Annotated in this window: 15 protein-coding genes; 7 read left to right on the forward strand and 8 right to left on the reverse strand. The window is 66.2% G+C overall.

All coding sequences use genetic code 11. The features are described 5' to 3' along the window. Nucleotides 1–46: 46 nt before the first annotated feature. The 4 genes from P1L40_RS19370 to P1L40_RS19385 all read right to left on the reverse strand — a co-directional run bounded on the left by P1L40_RS19370 (nt 47) and on the right by P1L40_RS19385 (nt 3233). Nucleotides 47–511 (reverse strand): DUF1269 domain-containing protein, encoded by a 465-nt coding sequence (locus P1L40_RS19370; protein WP_284011547.1) that lies wholly within the window; start codon nt 509–511, stop codon nt 47–49. A 496-nt stretch (nt 512–1007) separates the two neighbouring features. Then, on the reverse strand, nt 1008–1448 hold the full coding sequence (locus P1L40_RS19375) for a hypothetical protein (protein WP_284011451.1): 441 nt from the start codon (nt 1446–1448) through the stop codon (nt 1008–1010). Between the two features lie 352 nt (nt 1449–1800). Further along, nucleotides 1801–2193, reverse strand: a complete 393-nt coding sequence (locus P1L40_RS19380) for a DUF5518 domain-containing protein (RefSeq protein ID WP_284011452.1) — start codon at nt 2191–2193, stop codon at nt 1801–1803. A gap of 257 nt (nt 2194–2450) precedes the next feature. Continuing rightward, nucleotides 2451–3233, reverse strand: coding sequence for a helix-turn-helix transcriptional regulator (locus tag P1L40_RS19385; RefSeq protein ID WP_284011453.1), 783 nt, complete (start codon nt 3231–3233; stop codon nt 2451–2453). Nucleotides 3234–3435: 202 nt separating this feature from the next. Between P1L40_RS19385 and P1L40_RS19390 the strand changes: the two genes are divergently transcribed. After that, nucleotides 3436–9168: a GLUG motif-containing protein gene (locus P1L40_RS19390; RefSeq protein ID WP_284011454.1), complete on the forward strand. Its 5733-nt coding sequence runs from the start codon at nt 3436–3438 to the stop codon at nt 9166–9168. A 74-nt stretch (nt 9169–9242) separates the two neighbouring features. Here the strand turns inward: P1L40_RS19390 and P1L40_RS19395 are convergent, their stop codons facing one another. Further along, nucleotides 9243–10100 carry a mechanosensitive ion channel family protein gene (locus P1L40_RS19395; RefSeq protein WP_284011455.1) on the reverse strand — a complete coding sequence of 286 codons (858 nt, stop codon included), beginning with the start codon at nt 10098–10100 and terminating at the stop codon, nt 9243–9245. 294 nt (nt 10101–10394) lie between these two features. On the opposite strand from P1L40_RS19395, the gene P1L40_RS19400 reads away from it, so the two are divergent. From P1L40_RS19400 to P1L40_RS19420, 5 genes are all read left to right on the forward strand, one after another. Continuing rightward, a complete protein-coding gene (locus tag P1L40_RS19400; RefSeq protein WP_284011456.1) occupies nt 10395–12713 on the forward strand; it encodes an arylsulfatase in 2319 nt (772 codons plus the stop codon). 18 nt (nt 12714–12731) lie between these two features. Further along, nucleotides 12732–15050, forward strand: a complete 2319-nt coding sequence (locus tag P1L40_RS19405) for an arylsulfatase (protein WP_284011457.1) — start codon at nt 12732–12734, stop codon at nt 15048–15050. A gap of 39 nt (nt 15051–15089) precedes the next feature. Further along, nucleotides 15090–16067, forward strand: a complete 978-nt coding sequence (locus P1L40_RS19410; protein WP_284011458.1) for a formylglycine-generating enzyme family protein — start codon at nt 15090–15092, stop codon at nt 16065–16067. Nucleotides 16068–16133: 66 nt separating this feature from the next. Beyond that, complete coding sequence (locus P1L40_RS19415) at nt 16134–16874, forward strand: hypothetical protein (protein WP_284011459.1); 741 nt, start codon at nt 16134–16136, stop codon at nt 16872–16874. Nucleotides 16875–16935: 61 nt separating this feature from the next. Next, complete coding sequence (locus P1L40_RS19420; protein WP_284011460.1) at nt 16936–18108, forward strand: AI-2E family transporter; 1173 nt, start codon at nt 16936–16938, stop codon at nt 18106–18108. A 31-nt stretch (nt 18109–18139) separates the two neighbouring features. Here P1L40_RS19420 and P1L40_RS19425 read toward each other — a convergent pair whose 3' ends face one another. Next, a complete protein-coding gene (locus P1L40_RS19425) occupies nt 18140–19714 on the reverse strand; it encodes an ABC1 kinase family protein (protein ID WP_284011461.1) in 1575 nt (524 codons plus the stop codon). A 164-nt stretch (nt 19715–19878) separates the two neighbouring features. After that, the gene (locus P1L40_RS19430) at nt 19879–20241 is read right to left on the reverse strand and encodes a cupin domain-containing protein (RefSeq protein ID WP_284011462.1); all 363 of its coding nucleotides are present in this window, start codon (nt 20239–20241) and stop codon (nt 19879–19881) included. Between the two features lie 427 nt (nt 20242–20668). Between P1L40_RS19430 and P1L40_RS19435 the strand changes: the two genes are divergently transcribed. Beyond that, a complete protein-coding gene (locus tag P1L40_RS19435; protein ID WP_284011463.1) occupies nt 20669–22069 on the forward strand; it encodes a TIGR00341 family protein in 1401 nt (466 codons plus the stop codon). Nucleotides 22070–22113: 44 nt separating this feature from the next. Here P1L40_RS19435 and P1L40_RS19440 read toward each other — a convergent pair whose 3' ends face one another. Next, entirely contained in the window at nt 22114–22896 is a 783-nt protein-coding gene (locus tag P1L40_RS19440) for a YihY/virulence factor BrkB family protein (RefSeq protein ID WP_284011464.1), read from the reverse strand. Nucleotides 22897–23238 lie beyond the last annotated feature (342 nt).

Genomic DNA, 23238 nt, shown 5'->3' on the forward strand with positions numbered 1-23238 from the left:
TGCTGGAACCGTCGCAGCCGCCGGGACGCGGGACAGACGCCCCCGATCAGCCGGCGACCTCTTCGGCGGCGAACGCCTCCCGGAGGCGCGTCTCGTCCTCGGGCGAGAGGTTCGTCTCGATGATCTCGAACTCCACGTCGCTGGTCTCCTCGACGATCCGTTCGAGCTGAGCCTCCCGCGTCAGCAGGAACAGCGCGGACGTTCCGGGCTCGATGGCCTCGCTGACCTCCTTGATGAACGTGTCGTCGATCCCGATGTCGCCGAGCTTGCCCGACACCGCACCGGCAGCCGCGCCAGCGATCAGTCCGAGCCACGGGGCGAAAAAGAGCAGCCCGATCAGCATGCCCCAGAACGCCCCGCCGAGCGCCCCCGCGCCGACGAGGCTGTGGGCCTGCTTGACCTTCGCTCGCCCCTTCTCGTTACGGACGACGACCGCCGCGTCTTCGAGCTGGATCAGCTCACGTTTCTGGAAGTCGAACATCTTCTCGCGCATGTCTTTAGCGCCGTCCATGTCGTCGAACGCCAGTACTACGAGCGAACTCATACCGCAACCGTGCGGGGAGACAGTCATAGTTATTCGCGGACACATGTCGTGAAAGAGAATCATACCCGGATGTCTGTCTCGCCGCTGTCGCGGGTAAGCCGACCGAACCCGTCGACGACGGTCGATCCGAGTGGGCCATCGCCCTCCCCAGGGTCCACACAGTGACAGGGCGCCCCCTGGCGGCTCGGTTCGTCGCATCTGTTCGGACACAGCCGACACGCCGATAATACCGTCGTACGTGTTACAAGCGGTCGGCTACTCCTGTCAACGATAGATATGTTTTATACCGTCGCTGTGAGCAGTGTCCAAGGTGATGAAACGACTACTCATCACCGCCATCGTCGTACTCGTCGGCATCGCCGTGATCGCCCGCCGCCGCCAGGATCGTGGAGACGTGACCGAGGAGTAGCCACGCCGCGTGGTTCGCCGACCTGTCGGCTCCACACCCCCGGCGTCGACGCGATCAGTCCCCGTCGACTGGGTCGTCGACGTACCGCTCTTCTAACGCGGCCGCTGTGACCGGGCGCTCGACACAGGTCACGTCGACCAGGCCCAGCCCACCGCCCAGAAGCGCGGCGACGACGCTCACCGCCACGAGTTCGAGCGGGTCGAACCCGGCGAGGGATTCGACCAGGGTGTAATCGACGACACCCACGCCGAGGTAGGCGACGGAGAGGACGACGACGCCGGCGGCGAGTCCTACAGCGTACTGGCGGCCGGGTTCGGTATCGGTGCCGGCGACCGAGAGCGCGCTCACGGGGTACATGACCCCGAGTCCGAGCGCCCAGGTCGTCGCGGTCGTCTCGCCGCCGACGAGCAACGAGAGGAGCCCCCAGACGGCGAGAACGCCCAGCAACGCCACCGCACCGGCCATCCGAGCGACGACCGACGTGCGGTAGGTCACGACTCTCCGACCGGGCGCCTCGCCCGGCCTTGACGGGAAGCGTTTTGCCTGACGCTGCTCGGGTCGGGTCGAACAGGAGAACACTGCGGGTCGGATCCAGTAACGATGCCACTACTACGTGGTCACAGGGGCTTAAACTGTGCTATCGGCAGTCGTCGGACGGCCGGACCGCCGCGACCAGACCCGCCGAGAGCAACGGCCTAAGCACCCGCGTTCAGAGCAAACCGACACTTACCGGGCGACCGTCCGATAACAAACGAGGCCGTGCTCTCGGGCTCTCACACGGATCGGGCGATCCCGATACCACGCCTCCGGGAGCAGCCAAACGGCCTCTCGCCGGCGCCGACCGAGGTCAGGTAGTCGGCTGGCCGGTCGTGGCGCTCCCTCGCCCGAGGATGCCGCCGATCGCGCCGCCGACGGCGCCCGGGATGCCGTGGGCGGCGACCAGGGTGAGAAAGACGACGCCGGCGCTGAAACCGATGACGCCGGCCACGATCGTTCCGGTCAACAACAGGACGAGTCCGACCAACAGCCCACCGATGCTCGTCGCGAGGAACCCGTGGACGATCCCGCTCCCCAGCCCCTCGCGCGCGAAGTATCCGGCGACGCCACCGGCGACGAGTCCGGTCACTCCGGCCCCGACGATGGGGAGCGTGATACTCGTAAACGGGAGCCCGAGCCCGCTGGCGAGACCGATCGCGAACGCCGTGACGATGCCGTACAGGACAGCGATCCAGTTTACCATAGCAGTGACCGAGACAGTCGGTGTACTAAATCAAACATACCGTACCGCGGCTGTCTCCATGTGTATTACGTGCCAGGTGGTCGATAGGTGCCCGCGAGAGGGAGGCGTTTCGAGCGGGGCATCGCCTGTGGGCCAGCAATGACCGACCGTCCCCCTCACGCTGGTGATCGTCGCCGCAGAGTCGAGTGGTCGATCGAGTCGAGTGGTGGGCAGCGGACCAACTGTGCGGGAGAGCCGACTCTGTGAGTCGGGCCCACTCAGGCCGACAGGTTCGACTCCGCCAGATCGAGAGGGTCGGCGGCGTCCCTGTACCGGCGATAGAGGTCCCCGGCCCATTGACGTGCCTCGGGGTTGTCGGTGGTGATCGAGGCGACCGGGAGCGCCGTCTCGTCGTCGAAGCCCCCGACGATGACGACCTCGTCGATGATCCCCATGGTGAACGGGAGCCCGGGATGAGTGTACAGCGACGGCGCCTCGGCGTTCGCGATGGTGTCGAACGCCTCCTGGGACGCGTTCTGATCGGCTTCGAGCGCCAGCGGCGTACAGATGGCCTCGAAGTCGACGCCGTTGCGCGCGTGTTCGAGCCCCTGCTGGGTGACCGCGGGCGGGCAGCCGGCGACGACCATGTTTCGAGAGCGGTCGAACGACTCGAAGTGGTCGAGCCACGGTTCGATGGGGGCGCTGGGGTGCTGTGGCGTCGCGGTGTGGAGGTCGGCGTCGGCAAAGAGATGGATGTTTCGCGTGAGTTCCGGTGCCGAAAGCTGCGCGAGCAGGGGTTGTAACCGATCGATCGCCGTCAGCGACCGTTCGAACCGTTCGGCGGCGTCAACGACGGCCGCGCCGGCACCGGTCGTCCGGTAGCCCGCTGGCGTCCGTTCGAGCAGGCCGTCGTCGGTGAGCGCGGCCGTCCGACGGTAGGCCGTCGCCCGCGAGATGTCGAGTTCGTCCTGTAAGGCCGGCCGATCGGCCGGCCCCTCGCGGGTCGCCTCGAGCAGCGGCACCCGTGACAGGATCCGATCTGGCTCGTAACTCCCTTGCATACGGTCCCATAGAGTGGCTAAACTGTAAGTATTTGGTTACCAATCTCACGGGCTGAAACATCGTCTCAGGCGGTGACTATAATCCGGGCTTGTTCCTGAGTACTGCTATGGAGACGACGGCGATGGCTGCCTGTTTCGGCGGGCAGCGGGAACTGGGGAAGAGGGTTGGTGCGTGACCGGACAGAGTTCGGTACGACTGCGCGTGGGTACACTTTCGGCGGTGCTGGCGGTGTCACTGTTCGCGGCCGTGGGCCTGGGCTTCGTCGGGGTCGCGTCGGCCGACGCACCGACGGCGACGGACTGTTCCGGGTTCTCGTGGACTACACAACAGCTCTCCGGCGAGGCGTACTACGAGGTCGACAGCCTGGAGAAACTCCAGTGTATCCAGACGAAGGGGCTGAGCAACAACTACGTCCTGACGAGCGACATCGACGCGAGTGAGACGGCGACGTGGAACGGCGGGAAGGGGTTCGACCCGATCGGTGACCCCAACGGGAAGTTCACGGGCACCTTCCACGGTGACGGGCACACGATCTCGGGACTGAGTATCGACCGGGGCGGAACGAGCGACATCGGCCTGTTCGGGACCGTCAGTCCAGGGGGGACGGTCAGGAGCGTCAGACTGGACGGCGGGACGGTCACCGGGGGCGAATATGTCGGAGCGCTGGTCGGCACCAACAACGGCACCGTCAGTCAGTCCGTAGCGACTGTCGAAATCACTGCTTATGGCGGTCGGGTCGGCGGACTGGTCGGTGACAGCGGGGGGACGGTCGAGGACTCTCACGCTACAGGAGCCGTTTTCAGCACGGACAATGGTCGGATCGGTGGACTGGTCGGCGAGAACGACGGGACGGTCGAGGCGTCCTACGCGACCGGTGACGTTACCAGTGAAAGCGCGAACGGCGGTCGGGTCGGCGGATTGGTCGGCCTGGATCGCGGGACGATCAGATATGCCTACGCGACTGGCGACGTGACGACAGACATCGTGTATGGCGGCGGATTGGTCGGTGAAACCTACGGCACAATCGAAGACAGCTACGCGACTGGCGACGTGACGGCAGATACCTACGATGCCGCCGGATTGGCCGGAAGCAGTACTAGCGTAACCATCAGACGTACCTACGCGACCGGTGCTGTCAGTATAACTAACGGTGGCACCGGTGGGTTGGTCGGCGACGTTGACAACGGAGGATTCGGGTCGACGATAGCGAACTCCTACTGGGACGCGGGAACGACCGACCAGGGCAGCGCGTTCGGGACGACGTACGGTGATGTGACGACGAGCGGTCTCACCAGTTTCGGCACGACGGCCGACACCGCCCCCGCCCCCGAGATGCAAGGGTCGAGTGCGAAAGGGAACATGCCCGGCCTCGACTTCACGAACACGTGGGAGACAGTCGAGAGCGAAGATCCGGACGCGGCGATGGACGGCTATCCGATCCTACGGGCGCTCGACCGGAAGGCGCAGTTACGGGCACAGGGTATCTACGAGATCGCACCGACAGAATCGGACTGTAACGCCCTCTCGTGGTCGACACGAACCATCTCGGGCGAGACGTACTACGAGGTCGACAGCCTGGTGAAACTCCAGTGTATCCAGACCAAAGGGCTGGGGGACAACTACGTCCAGACCCAGGATATCGACGCGAGCGAGACGGGCGAGTGGAACGACAGGAGTGGGTTCGACCCGATCGGTGACAAGGACAACGAGTTCACCGGAACGTTCGACGGCAACGGCTACACGATCTCGGGACTGATCATCGACCGAGGTGGAACGTACTCCGTTGGCCTGTTCAGTGAGATCGGTCCGGGGGGAACTGTCAAGACGGTCGGCCTCGAGGGCGGGTCCGTCACCGGCACGAGACGGGTCGGACAGCTCACCGGGTACAACGACGGGACGGTCGAGGACTCGCACGCTACTGGTGAGATCACTGGGCGGGATCGGGTCGGCGGCCTGGTCGGCCGGAACGATGGGACGGTCCGTCGCTCCTACGCGAGTGGGGAACCTACTCGTGGAAGCGATTGGTTTGGCGGCCTGGTCGGTTTCAACCAGGGAATGATCGATCGCTCCTTCGCCGCAAGGGCCGTCGTCGGAGGCGGGGGCAGCACGTCTGCTGGCGGGCTGGTCGGTGTCTCCACGGGGACGATAGCGGACTCCTACGCCACTGGCTCGGTTACTTCGAGCTGGTACGCCGGTGGGGTACTCGGGTCGTTCCAGGCGGACCCCGGAGGGGTGGTTCGGCGTTCCTACGCAACTGGTGCCCTCAGTGTCGACGACGAGACACAGGGGATCGGTGGCCTCGTCGGTGGCTCCGCTGTTTCGCCTACTACGGTGGAGCAGGCCTACTGGGACGTTGGAACGACAAACGAGGAGAGTGTGAGTACGGGGGATGGATGGGACCCCATAACCTTCACCGCCGTCAGCGGCTTCGGCGCGACGGCCGACACCGCCCCCGCTCCCGAGATACAAGGGTCGAATGCGAAGGGGAACATGCCCGGCCTCGACTTCACGAACACGTGGGAGACGGTGGCGAGCGAGAATCCGGACGCGGCGATGGACGGCTATCCGATCCTACGGGCGCTCGACCGGACCGTGCAGTTGCGAGCGCAGGGCAACACGCCGGACACTACACCGTCGGTAGCCGACTGCGCCGACCTCTCGTGGGCGACGCGGGACATCTCGGGCACGACGTACTACGAGATCGACAGCCTGTACAAACTCCAGTGCATCGAGAATCGGGGACTGGGGAACGACTACGTTCTGACCGGAGACATCGACGCGAGCGAGACGGGCGAGTGGAACGGGGGCGACGGGTTCGACCCGATCGGTGACCCCACCACCAGATTCACCGGAACGTTCGACGGCGACGGGTACACGATCTCGGGGCTGACCATCGACAGAGAGAACACGAGATTCATCGGTCTGTTCGGTGTCGTCGGCCCGTCGGGAGCTATCACGAACGTCGACCTCACGGGGGCTACCGTCACCGGGTGGGAGTCAGTCGGACCGCTGGTGGGTGCCAACGTCGATGGTACGATCACGAACGCCACCGCGGCGGGCACCACAACCGCGACCGGTAGCACTGCCGGTGGTCTCGTGGGCTTCCACGGCGGGACGATCAGTCGATCCGCCGCCACTGGGACAAGCACCGCTTCGTCGGAGGCCGGCGGACTGGTCGGCTTCAACGAAGGGGTGATCGAGGGTTCCTACGCGACCGGCGCGGCGATCTCCACGGACAGCAGCGGGGGCGACGCCGGTGGGCTGGTCGGCGAAAACGGCGGGGCCTCCTCGTCGGGGACAGTCCAGCGTTCCTACGCCACCGGAAGCGTCAGTACCAACGGCGGAAACGCCGGGGGGTTGGTCGGTCACAACACCGACCAGGGGACGGTCGAACTGTCCTACTGGGACGTGGGAACGACGGGTGTCGACCAGGCGACCGGCTCCGACACGGGCACACTGTCGGCGGTCGCGGGCCTCGGCTCGACGGGTGCAGGGGGCCCGGCCGTGGCCGCGACTGGTGACACGGTCTACGACACCATGCCCGGGCTGGACTTCGCTTCGACGTGGACCGTCACCAGTGAATATCCCCGGCTCAAGTGGGAGCGCGTCGACGGGCTCACCGTCGATTCGCTCGGCGCCACGTCACCGACAGTCGGCGAGGGCGAAGCGGGGACGATCACGGTGACGGCGACCGACGACCAGGGGAGCCCCGCCGACGGCGTGACCGTCGAGGTGGCGACCGCGGCCGGCCTCTCGGGGCTCGGCGGCGAGGCAGTCACCGACGCGAACGGTCAAGTAACGTTCTCGTTCACCGAGGACACGGCCGGCGACTACGCCCCCGGATTCGCCTGGAAGTACGACGACGAGGTCGGTGAAACAGTCACCACACAGTCACTCGTCAGCGTCCGAGACGGGCCGGAAGTAGACGCCATCACGCGAACCGGCGCGAGTCCGACGAACGCGGCCACCGTCGAGTTCGACGTGACCTTCTCCGAACGCGTTACCGGGGTCGACACCGGTGATTTCGACACCACACAGGTCAGTGGCGACGTGACGGGATCGGTCGCCACCGTCGGTGGCTCCGGTAGCAGCTACACCGTCACCGTCGACTCCGTCACCGGTGAGGGTGCGTTCCGACTCGACCTCGTCGACGACGACAGCATCACTGCCGCGGACAGCGGGATCGCGCTCGGCGGTGTCGGGACCAGCGGCGGTGGCGACGGGAGTGCGGACGGCGAGCGTTACCGGATCGACACCACCGAGCCGACGTTCAGCGCGGGCGCCACGAACACCGTCCCGGTGAACGAGGGGACGACCGGCGTCGTCCTCGACATCGACGCCAACGACAGCGCCGGCAGCGACGATGCTGCCGTCGACTACTCGCTCGGCGGCGTCGACGCCGGCCCGTTCAGTCTCGACACGGACACCGGTGAGTTGTCCCTCGACGACCCACAGGAGTTCGAGCGTCCGAGCGACGACGACGGGGACGGCGACTACGACCTGACGGTCACGGCCACCGACGACGCCGGGAACACCGGGACACAGCGCCTCACCGTCTCACTCGCCGACGTGGACGAGGCGCCGACGTTCAGTTCGAGCGCGTCCGCCAGAATCGCCGGGGACGCCACGACCGGAGACGGTGTCTTCGATGCCGACGCCACCGTCGGCGCTGCCGCCGACGACGGTGTGAGTTACGCGATCACCGGCGGCAACGTCGATGTCTCGGGCGACGGTGTCGCCCCGTTCGAGATCGACCGTTCGACCGGGCAGATCGTCCTCGCTGACGCCGACGACATCGACCGCTCCGTCAGGACTAGGTTCTCGCTCGCCGTCACGGCCAGCGAAGGCACCGCATCCGCGACACAGACGGTCACGGTGACCGTCACCGACGCCGCTACACCGACCGTCTCCACGTTCAGCGTCGCGAATCCCGCGGATCGAGACATCGTCGCTTCCGTCGAGTCCGACGAGCGACTGGCGACCGTAGCTGTCGCCATCGGCGGTGCGGAGACGGCGACGCTGCCGACGGGTGCGTTCGCCGAGACCGACGACGGCGACGGGACGTACACCTACACAGCGACGTACACGGGTGGGACCGACGGTATCTACACTGCCACCCTCGACGCGGCTGTCGACGCCGCCGGCAACGACGGCGCGGGCGGAGAATCCGACAGCGTGACCGTCGACACGGAGGGGCCAGTCGCCAACGCGTCGTTCGATCGGACGGTCGACGTGGGCCAGCGACTGATCCTCGACGGTAGGGCGTCGACCGACGCGGTCGGGATCAGCCGTTACGAGTGGGATGTCGACGGTGACGGCGTCTTCGAGGAGACCGGCCGTACCGCGACCCACGCCTGGCCGACACCCGGGATCGAGGTGGTGGTCCTCCGGGTGACAGACCTCGAAGGACGGACCGCTACGGAGACACTGACCGTCTCCGTCGAGGCGGTGAAGACGCCGACGCCGTCGCCACCCCCGACACCGGTCGGGCCGGTGTTCTCGGTCGTCGGTCTGGACGCTCCCGCGACAGTCACTGCCGGAGAGCCTCGGAACCTCTCCGTCACCGTTCGAAACCAGGGGGACACTGCCGGGACGTACGCTGGGTCTGTTGGGGTCAACGGGACCGCCGTAGCGACGACGAGCATCGAGGTCGACGCCGGGGAGACAGCCACCGCAGTGGTTTCGGTAGCGTTCGGCGGGGCCGGGCCACGGACGGTTTCGGTCGGCAACGCATCGCGAGAGCTTACGGTCGAGCCTGCAGCGTCCCCGTCGGCGGCGGCGGTGTATCGCAGTGACGACGGCCGCGTCTCCGTCTCCGAGGCGGCCGAGGCCGTCGAGCGATACGACAGCGGTGTCGAACTACCGGGATACGGTCCGCTGTCGGCGGCCGACGTTATGTCGGTCATCGCTGCCGCCAACGAGGACAGCGAGTGAGGACACGCCCCCCGGGGACGGCGCGGGCGGCGTGGCTCCGTCGCGTCGCGTTCGATCGAGTCGGTTCGCCACCCTCAGGTGACTTCGAGATCACCGGAGACGCGGACGGGGCTCGGGTCCGCTTCGATCCCCGCCTCGACCAGTCGGTTCAGCACGTTCCGGACGTACGCCGTCCGGAGCCGGTTGAAGTCCGACCGAGAGGGGTGGGACATCCAGACCCGCGCTTTCAGCCCGACGTAGGTGTCGCCCAGCTCGGTAATCCGGACGCTCGGCGCCGGTTCGGCCATGATCTCGGGGAACGCGCTGGCTTCCTCCTGGATAATCTCGATCGTGCGATCGATGTCGCCGGGGCCGACATCGAACTGCACCGAGATGCGGAGTCGGCCGAAGGCCATCGGATTGGTCACGGTCGTGTTCGCCAGCGTCGCGTTAGGGACGGCCACCTGCTCGTTGTCGAACGTCCGGAGACGCGTGACCCGGAGGTCGATCCGCTCGACGCGGCCGCGCTGGTCCTCCCACTCGATCCAGTCGCCGACCTCGAACAGGTCCTCGTTGATGATGTACAGCCCGGCGAGGAGGTTCCCGATGAGGTCGTTCGCGGCCAGGCCGAGCCCGATCGCGACAGCGCCACTGACGGCCGACAGCGCCGTCGTGATCGAACCAAACCCCGCGACGGATGTCGAAACGCCGAACGCGAGGACCGCGCTCCCGATCTGTCCGGCGAGTCGTGCCATGCTGACGACCGACGGCTCGACGCCCTCCTTGGCCAGCCACCGGACGACCCGCCTGACGACGACGAACCGGGCGACGAAGTACACGACGAGCAGCGCGACGGCGAATACCGTGATCCCGCGGAGGAACCCGCGCTCCCAGGTGAGGAGTTGGTCGACTATCGGTCCTGTCTGCCCAACCAACGGGGGTCCCGTAAGCATCGTGAACACACCACATCTAGGACGGCGAGCACTAAACCGTTGATCCGCTATCCAGTGATACAGTGCCTGGGAGCGAATATATCGCCACTTACTGCGAAACAATCCGAGTGTACCGTCCGGTAACGTCTGCTTCGTCCCGTCCTAGCGTCGCATAACTATAGTCGGACACTGACAAGTCCGGCCATCGGCGACAGGCCACTCCGACATCGGGACGGGTATCCACGGTGCCGAGCGGATCGGCGCTACCGGGCGTCCCGGCGCGGGATGGCAACGCACGCCGGACGGAACGAGACAATGCCAGACCGAGAATTCCACGGCCAAATCGGCCGTACGTACGACGAATCGGAACCGTGGTGGCCCGCGGAGACGCGAGCGCCCGAAGACGCACCGAACGTGTTGTTGATCACCCTCGACGATGTCGGCTTCGGCCAACTGGGCTGTTTCGGCGGCCTCGTCGACACGCCGAACATCGACCGTCTCGCCGAGAACGGCCTCCGGTACAACAACTTCCACACGACCGCCCTGTGCTCGCCCACGCGGTCGTGTCTCATGACCGGCCGAAACCACCATTCGAACGGGATGGCCGGCATTACCGAGATCTCGACGGGCTTCCCCGGCTACAACGGGAACATTCCCCACGAGAACGGAATGATCCCCGAGATGCTCGTCGAGGAAGGGTTCAGCACGCACCACCTCGGCAAGTGGCACCTCACGCCCGCCCAATCGACGAGCGCGGCCGGTCCGTACGATCAGTGGCCGTTACAGCGTGGTTTCGAACGGTTCTACGGCTTCCTCGGCGGCGACACCGACCAGTACACGCCGACACTCGTCCACGACAACCACCAGACCGAGCCACCGACAACGCCCGAAGAGGGGTATCACCTGACCGAGGACCTCGCTCAGCGCGCGATCGAGTTCATCGGCGACGCGAAGCAGGTCGACCCGGACAAACCCTTCTTTACGTACTTCTGTCCCGGGGCGTGCCACGCCCCCCACCAGGTCCCCGAGGAGTGGATCGAGAAGTACGAAGGCGAGTTCGACATGGGCTGGGACGCGGCCCGCGAGCAGATCCTGGAGCAACAGAAGAAAGAAGGCGTCGTGCCCGAGAACACGGAGCTGTCCCCGCGGAATCCGGACGTTCGCGAGTGGGCGTCGCTCTCGGAGGACGAACAGCGCCTGTACGCCCGGATGATGGAGGTGTTCGCCGGCTTCCTCGAGCACACCGACGCCCAGATCGGGAGAGTGCTCGACTACCTCGAAGAACTGGGCGAGCTTGAGAACACCCTCGTGATGCTCGTCTCGGACAACGGCGCTAGCGCCGAAGGGGGCCACACCGGCTCTGTCAACGAGAACCGCTTCTTCAACAACGTCCCCGAGGACCTCGAAGACAACCTCGAAGCGATGGACACCCTCGGCGGCCCCGAGCACTTCAACCACTACCCGTGGGGGTGGGCGTGGGCGGGCAACACCCCGTTCCGGCGCTGGAAGCGAGAGACCTACCGCGGCGGGGCGAGCGATCCGCTCGTCGTCTCCTGGCCCGAGGGCATCGAGGCCGAAGGCGAGGTCCGTGACCAGTTCGTCCACGCCATCGACATCGTGCCCACGATACTGGAAGCGACCGGTATCGACGCGCCCGACGAGGTCAAAGGCTACTCGCAGTCGGAGATCGAAGGGACGAGCTTCGCCTACACATTCGACGAACCCGACGCGCCCGAACAACACACCACCCAGTACTTCGAGATGCTCGGCACGCGTGCCATCTATCACGACGGCTGGCGGGCGGTCCACCCCTGGCCGTTCGGCGAGCCGATGACCGCCGAGGACCTCTCTGCGACCACCCTCGAGGACTCGGGCTGGGAGCTCTACCACGTCGAGGAGGACTTCTCGGAGGCCCACGACGTAGCCAGCGAACACCCGGAGAAGGTGTTGGAGCTCGCCCAGTTGTGGTGGACCGAGGCCGGTCGCCACAACGTCCTCCCCCTGGACGGCCGCGGTACCCAGCGGCTCGCGGAAGCGCGACCACAGCCGGGCAAACCCCGCGATCGGTACGTCTACTATCCGGGTGGCCAGCACGTCCCCGAGAACGCCGCCGTCAAAGTGTTCAACCGCGACCACAGCATCACGGCGGACCTGGTAGTGCCGGTGGGCGGCGCGGAGGGCGTCTTGCTCGCTCACGGGAGCCGGTCGGGCGGCTACGCCCTGTACGTCGACGAGAACAGGCTGAAGTACGTCCACAACTACGTCGGCGTCGAGGAGTATCACGTCGCTGCCGACGAGATGCTCCCTGAGGGCGATGTCTCCGCCCGGATGGAGTTCGAGGTGACGGGCGAGGCGGACGTGGCCAACGGGAAAGGGGCGCCCGGGACCGTCCGGCTCTACTACGACGATAGACAGGTCGGCGAAGCCGAGATTCCCGTCACGACTCCCCTCACGACCGGGCTCACCGCCGGACTGAGCTGTGGCTACGACGCGGTCAACGCGACCAGCGACGCCTACCGCGACCGTGCGCCGTTCGCGTTCACCGGCGACATCGCCCGGGTGGTCGTGGATGTCAGCGGCGAACCGTTCGTCCACGAGGAAAAAGAGATGGACCGCCTCATGGCGAGAGAATAACCGAACCAAGAGAACCCGATGCCAGACCGAGAATTCCACGGCCACGTCGGCCGTACGTACGACGAATCCGAGCCCTGGTGGCCCGCGGAGACGCGAGCACCCGAGGACGCCCCGAACGTGTTGTTGATCACCCTCGACGATGTCGGTTTCGGCCAACTGGGCTGTTTCGGCGGCCTCGTCGACACGCCGAACATCGACCGTCTCGCCGAGAACGGCCTCCGGTACAACAACTTCCACACGACGGCACTCTGCTCGCCGACGCGGAGCTGTCTGATGACCGGTCGGAACCACCACTCGAACGCGATGGCCGGCATCACCGAGGCGTCGACGGGCTTCCCCGGCTACAACGGGCACATCCCCCACGAGAACGGGATGGTCTCGGAGGCCCTCGTCGAGGAGGGGTTCAGCACCTACCACCTCGGCAAGTGGCACCTCACGCCCGCGGAATCGACGAGCGCGGCCGGCCCGTACGACCAGTGGCCGTTACAGCGAGGATTCGAACGGTTCTACGGGTTCCTCGGTGGCGACACCGATCAGTACACGCCCGCACTCGTCCACGACAACCACCAGACCGAGCCGCCAGCGACCCCCGAGGAGGGCTACCACTTCACCGAGGACATCGCTCAGCGCGCGATCGAGTTCATCGGCGACGCGAAGCAGGTCGACCCGGACAAACCCTTCTTCACGTACTTCTGTCCCGGGGCGTGCCACGCCCCTCACCAGGTCCCCGAGGAGTGGATCGAGAAGTACGAAGGCGAGTTCGACATGGGCTGGGACGCGGCCCGCGAGCAGATCCTGGAGCAACAGAAGAAGGAGGGTGTCGTGCCCGAGGATACAGAACTGTCCCCGCGGAATCCGGACGTTCGCGAGTGGGCGTCGCTCTCGGAGGACGAACAGCGCCTGTACGCCCGGATGATGGAGGTGTTCGCCGGCTTCCTCGAACACACCGACGCTCAGATCGGGAAGGTGCTCGACTACCTCGAAGAACTGGGCGAACTCGACGACACCCTCGTGATGCTCGTCTCGGACAACGGCGCCAGCGCCGAGGGCGGTCCCACCGGGTCGGTCGACGAGAACCGCTTCTTCAACAACGTCCCCGAGAGTCTGGAGGAGAACCTCGAAGCGATGGACGACCTCGGCGGGCCCGACTACTTCAACCACTACCCGTGGGGGTGGGCGTGGGCGGGCAACACCCCGTTCCGGCGCTGGAAGCGAGAGACCTACCGCGGCGGGGCGAGCGATCCGCTCGTCGTCTCCTGGCCCGAAGGCATCGACGCCGCGGGCGAGGTCCGCGACCAGTTCGTCCACGCCATCGACATCGCGCCGACCATCTACGAAGCGGTCGGCATCGACCCGCCCGAGGAGGTCAAGGGGTACTCGCAGTCGCCCATCGAGGGCGAGAGCTTCGCGTACACCTTCGAGAACCCAGACGCACCTGAACAGCACACTACCCAGTACTTCGAGATGATCGCGACGCGCGCCATCTACCACGACGGCTGGCGAGCGGTCCACCCGTGGCCGTTCGGGGAACGGATCACCGCCGAGGACCTCTCGGCGACCAGTCTTGAGGATTCGGGTTGGGAACTGTACAACCTCGAGGAGGACTTCGCGGAGGCGAACGATGTCTCGGGCGAGCACCCCGAGAAGGTGCTGGAACTCGCACAGCTATGGTGGACCGAGGCCGGCAAGTACGACGTGCTCCCGCTCGACGGCCGCGGCGTCGAGCGACTGGGCGAGCCCAGGCCACAGCCAGGGAAAGCCCGTGACCAGTACGTCTACCACCCGGGCGGCCAGCACGTCCCCGAGAACGCCGCCGTGCGCGTACTGAACCGCGACCACAGCATCACCGCGGACCTGACCGTGCCAGTCGGCGGCGCGGAGGGCGTCCTGCTCGCCCACGGGAGCCGGTCGGGCGGCTACAGCCTGTACGTCGACGACAACCGACTACACTACGTCCACAACTACGTCGGCGTCGAGGAGTATCTGGTCTCGGCGGACGAGCCCCTCCCGGAGGGCGACATCTCGGTGCGGCTGGAGTTCGAGGCGACCGGCGAACCAGATGTCGCCAACGGGAAGGGCGTTCCTGCGACGGTCAGCCTCTACTACGGCGACCAGCAGGTTGGCCAGGGCGACCTCCCGAAGACGGTCCCGAACATGATTGGGATCGTCGCGGGCTTGAGCTGTGGCAAGGACAGCGTCAGCGCCGTCACCGACGCCTACCGCGACCGTGCGCCGTTCGCGTTCACCGGCGATATCGCGCGGGTGGTCGTGGATGTCAGCGGCGAACCGTTCGTCCACGAGGAAAAAGAGATGGACCGCCTCATGGCTCAGGAGTGAACGGTCCGGCCAACAGACACAGTCCCACACCCAGAACCCATGACTTCGCATTCAGAGACGGCACGCACGAGCCCACCGGGTGACCCGCCGGAACCCGAGATGGAGTGGATACCGGGTGGAACCTTCCGGATGGGCTCCGAGGAGTTCTACCCCGAAGAAGCGCCCGTCCGGACCGTCACGGTCGACGGCTTCTGGATGGACCGCGCGCCCACGACGAACCGGGAGTTCGCCGCGTTCGTCGCCGACACCGGCTACACGACGGTCGCCGAACGCGACCCCGACCCCGAGGACTACCCCGGGGTAGCCCCCGAGGACCTGGTCCCGGGATCGGCGGTGTTCCGACAGCCGGACGGGCCGGTAGACCACCGGGACCCGAACGAGTGGTGGGAGTACGTCCCCGGTGCGGACTGGCGACACCCACGCGGGCCGGACAGTGACCTCGACGGTCGGATGGACCACCCAGTCGTCCACGTCGCCCACGAGGACGCGGCGGCGTTCGCCGACTGGGCCGGCAAGCAGTTGCCGACGGAGACCCAGTGGGAGCGCGCCGCCCGCGGCGGTCTGGAGGGCAAACGGTTCGTCTGGGGTGACGAACACGTCCCCGGCCGGTTGATGGCGAACACGTGGCAGGGCGAGTTTCCCCACGAGAACACGGAACTCGACGGCTACGCCCGAACGTCGCCGGTCGGAGCGTTCCCCGAGAACGGGTTCGGACTCGTCGACGCGGCCGGGAACGTCTGGGAGTGGACTCGCGACTGGTACAGCGACGACCCGACCGCTGGCGCGTCCGACTCGCCCGCCTGCTGTACGCCGACGAACCCACGCGGCGTCTCCGAAGACCAGAGCGTCGACCCGCGAGACCCCTCGGAGGTTCCCCGGAAGGTCCTCAAGGGCGGGTCACACCTCTGTGCGCCGAACTACTGCTTCCGGTACCGGCCGGCGGCGCGGTACCCCGAACCGATCGACACCTCGACGAGCCACGTGGGGTTTCGGTGTGTGGTCGCCGAAACGCCGTGACGGCGTGAGACGGGGCGGTCGGTCACACCGGGGGGCGCCGGTGGGCGACACAGGAGGGCACACCGGATGATCGCGGTGCTCGCCGGATCGGCCGACAACTTCCCGGTCGCTGCGGGCCTGTTCACGGTGGCGCTCGCGCTCGTACATCTCCGTACCGGACGGCTAAAGGTCACCGTGTTCGGCCGGAATCGGCAGTTGCTCTCCGCCGCGGGTGGGGCGACGGTCGCGTACGTCTTCGTCCTGCTGCTTCCCGAAGTGAGCGAGACTGCCCTGACCGTCGGCGAACTCCGCGGCGAGGCGCTGATCGCCGAGCAGTACGTGTATCTGCTGGCACTGTTCGGGTTTGTCGCCTTCTACGGGGTGGAAGTCGCCGTCGCGCACCGCTCGGGCAACACCGAGGGGTCGTCGCTGGTCTTCTGGGCGCACGTCGCCGTCTTCGCGCTCTACAGCGGCGTCATCGGGTACCTGCTGTTCCACCAGGAAGTGCGAGGGCTCTCGAACCTGTTCTTCTACGCGCTGGCGATGGGGCTTCACTTCGGGATCACGGACTACGGCCTCCGCCGGCACCACGGGGACGAGTTCGATCGAACCGGTCGCTGGGTTCTCGCCGGTGCGACGCTGTTGGGGGGCGGTGTCGGAGTCGCCGTCGAACTCGGGGACCTCCTCGTCGCGACCCTGTTCGGGTTCCTGGCGGGTGCGATCGTTCTCAACGTCATCAAGGAGGAACTCCCCGATCTGAGCGAGAGCCGGTTCGTCGCGTTCGCGGCCGGTGCGGTCCTCTACACGGTCGTCCTGTTGTTCGCGTGACAGCCTCGGGCGGCCGGAGTTCGTGACAAAGTGTTAACTATTATCCGGACGTACAGTCCGCATGGCCGAGGACGCGCAGGGCGAGGGCTCGTTACGCCTGTGGCTCCGGCAGACCCCCCTGACCTGGTGGCTGCTCGGCGTCGCCCTGTTCGCCGTCCTGGTGTGGGTCGGCGTCAGGTACGTCGGTTGGATCGTCTTCGGGCTGTTCACCTACTACGTCGGCCGTCCGGTCGCCCGCTGGCTCCAGCGGCGGATCGCCTCCCGGTCGGTGACCGCCGGACTCACGCTCACGTTCGTCATCCTCCCGGTCCTCCTGTTCCTCGTGGTGTTCCTCTCGGTCGCGCTGGGACAGGCTCTCGAACTCCTCTCGTCGGAGGCGGTGGTGGCACTCGTCGAACGCCTCCCGATCCAGACGGAGAATCTCCCGACGGACCCCGTCGAGATCGTGACCCTGCTACTCGACGACCCCGAACTCACCTCGGTACTGGGCCAGTTCGGGGTCGCCGTCGGGGCGGTCACTGGAACGCTGTTCAACACGTTTCTCGCGCTCCTGTTCGCCTTTTTCCTGCTCGCCGAGGACCGACGGCTCGCGGGGTGGTTCGAGCGCACCGTCCTGGGGCCGGACTCGCTGACCGCCGACTACCTCCGCAACGTCGACCGGGGCCTGACATCCGTCTACTTCGGGTACACGCTCACTATCTTCGTCGTCATCGTACTGGCGGCCGTCGTCTACAGCCTCTTCAACCTGATCGTGCCCGAGGGACTCCGTATCCCGTCGCCGCTGCTCCTGGCCGTCGTCACCGGCGTCTTCACGTTGATCCCACTCGTTGGGCGCTCGATCGTCTACGCGTTCATCGTGGCTGTGCTCTCGCTACAGGCGGTCAGCGTCCGTCCGGCGCTGCTCTGGATCCCGGTCGTCTTCTTCGTCCTGATGGTGCTCGTGTTCGACAACGTCGTCCGGACGTACATCCGCCCGGCCCTCTCGGGGAAGGCGTACCACATCGGGCTCGTCATGTTCGCGTACCTGCTGGGACCGGTGCTGTTGGGGTGGTACGGGATCTTCGCCGGCCCGTTACTGATGGTCCTGACGGTCGAGTTCGTCGTCGACGTTCTCCCGCGCCTCGTCGGGGCCGACCCCGAGCCCGTGCGGTCGGCCGAGGCCGCGCCGGCCGGAAACGGCTCGATGGAGCGCAGTGACTCCGGAGGAGACGACGGGGACGCTCCGTCCGGGTGAGGCGACGACGGCCAGAGAGAGCCGAAACGGGCTACCGCTCGGCCCGGCGTGCGTTCCTGAGGGCGACGAGGAACAGCACCGTCATGACGGTCGCGATGGTGAACCCGATGGCCCCGAAGATCGGGTTCGTGTCGGTGAGGACCGACGATCCCACGATCCAGGCCGCGGTGATCAGGGCGTAGGCGAGCACTCGCCCGATGGCGACCAGCGGCGTTTCGAGTTTCAGTCCCTCGATGGCGAGTTCGCCCTGGGCGACCTGATCGAGCACCCGTTCGAGCGCCGACGGGAGCCTGACGGCCGAGCGTGCCGACGCGATCACGTCCCCCCGAAGCTCCCGGGGAACGGCTTCGATCCCGCGCCACATGTACCCGTGGGCGACGAGGAACGCCCGCGCAGCGGCGACGAAGTCGAAGTCCGGGTCGATCTGGCGCAGGACGCCTTCCCCGACGGTCCCGACACGGATGACGAGCATGAGATCGGGCGGGATGCGAAACGGGAACGACTGGAGCACGGCCATCGCCTCCGCGATGATCTCGCGCCAGTCGGTGACGCCGCGCCCTTCCAGGTCTTCCACGACGAGGCCGAGGACGTGAGCGATCGCCGCCCGGTCGACAGTCGGGTCGAGCGTTCCGAGGTCGATCAGGATGTCGATGATCCCGTCCATGTCCCGCCGGGCGACGCCGAGATAGAGGCCGACGACCGCGTCTTGCATCTCCCGAGTGAACCGGCCGGTCATCCCGAAGTCGTAGAAGACGATCCGGCCCCGGCTGTCGATACCCAGGTTCCCCGGGTGGGGGTCGCCGTGGAAGAGCCCGTGTTCGATCCCCATTTCGAAGTAGGCGTTCGCCACCTTTCGGGCGACTTCCTCCGGGTCGAACCCCGCGGCCCTGAGCGCCGGCACGTCGGTGATCTTGATGCTCTCGACGAACGACATCGTGAGGACGCTCTCCGAGGAGACTTCGGGAAACCGCCGCGGTATCAGGACGGAGTCGTCGCCCGCGAAGTTCGCCCGGATCTCGTCCATCACTCGCCCCTCGCGCTCGAAGTCGAGTTCTTCGAGGATGATGCGCTCGAAGTCCCCCGTCAGGTTCCGCAGCGAGAACCGGTGTCGCGCGGGAGCGACCATCGCGATCACCGGGATGAGGCGACGGAGGACGCGCAGGTCGGTCTCGACGAGGTCCACGACACCCGGCCGCCGGACCTTCACTGCGACGCGCTGGCCGCGATACCGCGCCTCGTGCACCTGCGCGAGCGAGCCGCCGGCGATCGGATCGGGGTCGAACTCGTCGAAGGCGTCCCGGTCCAGGTCACCCGCTGCGGCCGGCTCCATCTCGCCGAGCGGCCCGGACGGGACGGCGTCCTGCAGGACGGCGAACTCCTCGGCGTAGACCGGCGGAACGACATCCGGGCGGGTCGAGAGGACCTGTCCGATCTTGACGAACGTCGGCCCGAGGGCCAGTAGCGTCTCCCTGAGCTCCCTGGCCCGTGTCCGCTGCCTGGCCGCCGTGACGGTCCGTGAACTGCCGAACAGGACGAACCGGTTCCGGTCTCGCAACAGCACGAGCGCGAACGGGAGGAAACTGCGAACGATGCGCAGGAATCTCACGGGGTACCGGGCCATGCGAACCGTAACGATACCCCGCCGCCGTCGACAAAAAGAAACAGGGGCTTACCGCCCACACCGATCGCGCTGTTGGCCACGACAGCGGGACAGTCCGCCAGGGGACGACCCCAGTGCCGGACGCCACCCCGCTGTTGCCGTCTTTCCCCTCAGTTCGCGCGCTCGAACCCGGGCGCGGCGGTCCTGATCCCGACACAGGGGCGCTCACCGTGGTTTTCGCTGTGATACCGTTGGCCGGCCTCGATCGATAGCGAATCGCCGGTCGTCAGCTCGATCGATTCGTCCTCGGTGTGGAGGCGGAGGTCCCCTTCGAGGACGATGAAGACCTGTTCGTGGTCGTGGGACCGCCGGTCTGATGTCTCCCCAGGGGAGCGTTCGAACCAGTCGACGGTTACCGCGTCGTCTTCCGCCCCGTGTTCGGTGACCAAATGTCGCAACAGTGCGGTCCGGGCGCCGGCCGTCGACGCGGCGATCGGCTGCCACGAACAGTCGGGATGGGAACAGCGTTTCATCGTCTTGCGCTGTCCTTCCCGGCGGGTAGCTTAACCGTTCCGTTCGACCGATCACCGGTAAGTTCCGAAAACAGTGGACAGAACAACCGACTGTGGATGGCTCGGGGTATCGTGCCGAAACTCACGACAGCGCCTGGGTCCGTCGACTGGCCGAACCGGGGGTAGTGGAAGCCAACCGGGAGCGTCCGGGCGACGCGTCGATAGACCAACGACTATACTCAGGCTGGGCCGCTCTGACAAAGGCCCGTAGCGGAGCAGAGCGTACCGAGACCCGATCGGTTCGGTCCCGGAGCAGATGCCCCAGAGAGCGGGTGACAAACTGCGATGTAGAAGTCGTTAGTTGGCCTGAGATCATGCAAGAGGTGATGACGAGTCGGTTCGATACCTCTGCACGAGATTCATAACTCGACAGCGTATAGCATCAATTATGCGACTCGTTCACGTGCTCGTCCCCCGAGGGAAGCGAAACGCTGTCCTCCAGGAGTTAGACGACGAGGGGATCGACTACGCGGTCTCTCGGGAGGTCGGCAGAGACGAGTACGAAGCCCAGGTGTCGTTTCCACTGCCGTCGAACGCGGTCGAACCGGTACTGAATCGCTTGCGGGCCGTCGGACTCGAAGAGGACGGCTTCACGGTGATCGTCGCAGCGGAGACGGTCGTCTCGAAACGGTTCGACGAACTCCGGTCCAACTACGCCGACCCGACACTCTCACGCCCCGAACTCATCGCTCGGGCGGAGGACATGGCGCCCGCGCTGTCGACCTTCGTGGTGATGACGATCGTGAGCGCGGTCGTCGCGACGACGGGTCTCCTCTCGAACTCCGCAGCCGTGATCATCGGCGCGATGATCATCGCACCCGTGATGGGGCCGGCGATCGCTGCGTCCGTCGGGAGCGTGCTGTCGAACCGGACGCTCTTCCGCCGCGGCGTCGGGTTGCAGGTCTTGGGAGTGGGACTCGCCGTCGTCAGCGCACTGGCGTTCTCGCTACTGTTGAAAGAGACGCTGCTTGTGCCACCCGGCTTCGATCCGTTCGCCGTCCCGCAGGTTCAAGAGCGGCTCACGCCGAACGTGCTCTCGCTCGTCATCGCCATCGGTGCCGGTGTCGCAGCCGTGTTCAGCCTCACCAGGGGCGTCTCGTCGGTCCTCGTCGGGGCGATGATCGCAGTCGCGTTGGTCCCGCCGGCTGCGACCGTCGGAATCGGCATCGCGTGGAACGACCCGCTCGCGATAGTCGAAGCCGGAACCTTGCTGCTCGTCAATCTCCTGGCGGTCAACCTCGTCGCGCTCGGGCTCCTGTGGGTGACGGGGTACCGCCCGGTCGACACGGAACGGACCGGGTCGGCCCGGAGACAAACTGCCCTTACCCTGAGTGTCATCGTCGTCGCGCTCTTGGTCCTGAGCAGCGTGCTCGTCGCAATCAGTGCCCTCTCGCTCGTCGACGCTCGGTTCGAAACGTCCCTCCACGAAGAGATCGACGAGGTCCTCAACAAAGCGGAGTACCAGGGCGTTCGCCACGTGGAGACGCATATCGATGTCTCGCCACTCAGACACGTCCTGTTTGGCGAACAGATCGAGGTAACTGTCCTCGTCGACACGGGAGGTGGTCCCCCACCCGAGGGGTTGGCCGACGATATCCGGACGACGATCGCGGCCGAACAGGGCTTCGACGCGATCGTTATCGTCGAACCGGTCGACGCCTCTTTCCCAGCAGACGAACCCCGAACGCAACTGCTCTCCCCCCGAACTGTCCCGGTCGAGTCCGACCGTCGCCGTCTATCGCCGGCGGTCGAACCACGGCCCCGCCCGGCCGTTGCCCGGACTGGGTGACGTGAGCGGTTGGAACGCAGACGGCAGTGCGACACAGGCAACCGCTACACGTGCCCGACCAACACCGCGTTCAGGACACAACCGAAGAGGAGGAGGATCCCTGCGATGTAGAACCAGGTCAAGAGCAGGAGAACGGATCCGACAACGCCCGCCCCGCTTCCACCCGTGAAGCCAATGTACGAGCCAAACAGTGTGCTGAGCACGCTCCAGCCGGTCGCGGCGAGGACTGCACCTGGGAGTACCTCACTCGCCGAGAGGTCCGCGTCGGGGAGAAAGTAGTAGATCGGAAAGAAGACGATCACGAGCGTGAAACCGAGGACGAGCGGGCCGAACACGCTTCCCGGATGGTCGAGAAACCCGATGACGGCCGCCGTCCCGGCGGCTGCGAAGAGGGCGAAACCGACCGTGAAGAAGGTGAGAACGGTCTCGCGGACGCGCTTGACTACACCCCGTGACGCCGGTTCGTAGAGTCCCGCGAAGGAGCGCTTGATACCCGTAACTGTTCTGAACGCCCCCCAGACCGCGACGGCGAGACCAATTACCGTGTGATGGCCCGCCCGAGCGAGCCCTACCAGTTGTTCGAGGAGGATCTCCTCGTTCGCTGGGAGCAAGTACGTCCCCACGAACGCAGTGATCATCGTGGCCACGGCCTCCTCGTGGAGGACAGTCGTGACGAACAACAGGAGGGTGAGCAACGGGACCAGCGAGACGAGCGTGTAGTAAGAGATCGCAGCGGCGTGGTACATCATGTCGCGTTCCCTGAACACTCGGAGGCACAGTCGGCCGACCGAGACCGCGGTCGAAACCTGAGAGGAAACTCGCGTCATGCTCCACCACGGTCGTCCGTCAGCGGCTTCAATCTACGCAGCTTTCCGATCGGTGCTCGTAGAGACCGGTCGGTAAGTACAGGACAGTTCGAGCACCGTCGCTGCGGTCACCGACCCGCAGAAATCGGACTAGTTTGCACAGAGAGGTCGTGTTGTCTGCTCGCGAATTACTCCGAGTTCGTTCGGGTTATTCCTCGGTACCGACGGCTAATCGCTCCGGTTGCTTCGCGCGATACGTCCGGTGTTGCCCCCTTCGACGGGTCTCGAACCACCGCCGCAACCGCCCCGACGACATCGGGTGACAGAGATGTCAGATACCGTTTTCTTAGCGAGGTTTGAGCA

Source organism: Haloarcula pelagica, assembly GCF_030127105.1.
Taxonomy (GTDB): Archaea; Halobacteriota; Halobacteria; order Halobacteriales; family Haloarculaceae; genus Haloarcula; species Haloarcula pelagica.

Bases quoted from the DNA above. Each gene is read 5' to 3' on its own strand.
- P1L40_RS19380 (WP_284011452.1), bottom strand. From the start codon at position 2,193: ATGGTAAACTGGATCGCTGTCCTGTACGGCATCGTCACGGCGTTCGCG.
- P1L40_RS19435 (WP_284011463.1), top strand. From the start codon at position 20,669: ATGCGACTCGTTCACGTGCTCGTCCCCCGAGGGAAGCGAAACGCTGTC.
- P1L40_RS19395 (WP_284011455.1), bottom strand. From the start codon at position 10,100: ATGCTTACGGGACCCCCGTTGGTTGGGCAGACAGGACCGATAGTCGAC.
- P1L40_RS19400 (WP_284011456.1), top strand. From the start codon at position 10,395: ATGCCAGACCGAGAATTCCACGGCCAAATCGGCCGTACGTACGACGAA.
- P1L40_RS19405 (WP_284011457.1), top strand. From the start codon at position 12,732: ATGCCAGACCGAGAATTCCACGGCCACGTCGGCCGTACGTACGACGAA.
- P1L40_RS19440 (WP_284011464.1), bottom strand. From the start codon at position 22,896: ATGACGCGAGTTTCCTCTCAGGTTTCGACCGCGGTCTCGGTCGGCCGA.
- P1L40_RS19415 (WP_284011459.1), top strand. From the start codon at position 16,134: ATGATCGCGGTGCTCGCCGGATCGGCCGACAACTTCCCGGTCGCTGCG.
- P1L40_RS19430 (WP_284011462.1), bottom strand. From the start codon at position 20,241: ATGAAACGCTGTTCCCATCCCGACTGTTCGTGGCAGCCGATCGCCGCG.
- P1L40_RS19385 (WP_284011453.1), bottom strand. From the start codon at position 3,233: ATGCAAGGGAGTTACGAGCCAGATCGGATCCTGTCACGGGTGCCGCTG.
- P1L40_RS19410 (WP_284011458.1), top strand. From the start codon at position 15,090: ATGACTTCGCATTCAGAGACGGCACGCACGAGCCCACCGGGTGACCCG.
- P1L40_RS19370 (WP_284011547.1), bottom strand. From the start codon at position 511: ATGGACGGCGCTAAAGACATGCGCGAGAAGATGTTCGACTTCCAGAAA.
- P1L40_RS19420 (WP_284011460.1), top strand. From the start codon at position 16,936: ATGGCCGAGGACGCGCAGGGCGAGGGCTCGTTACGCCTGTGGCTCCGG.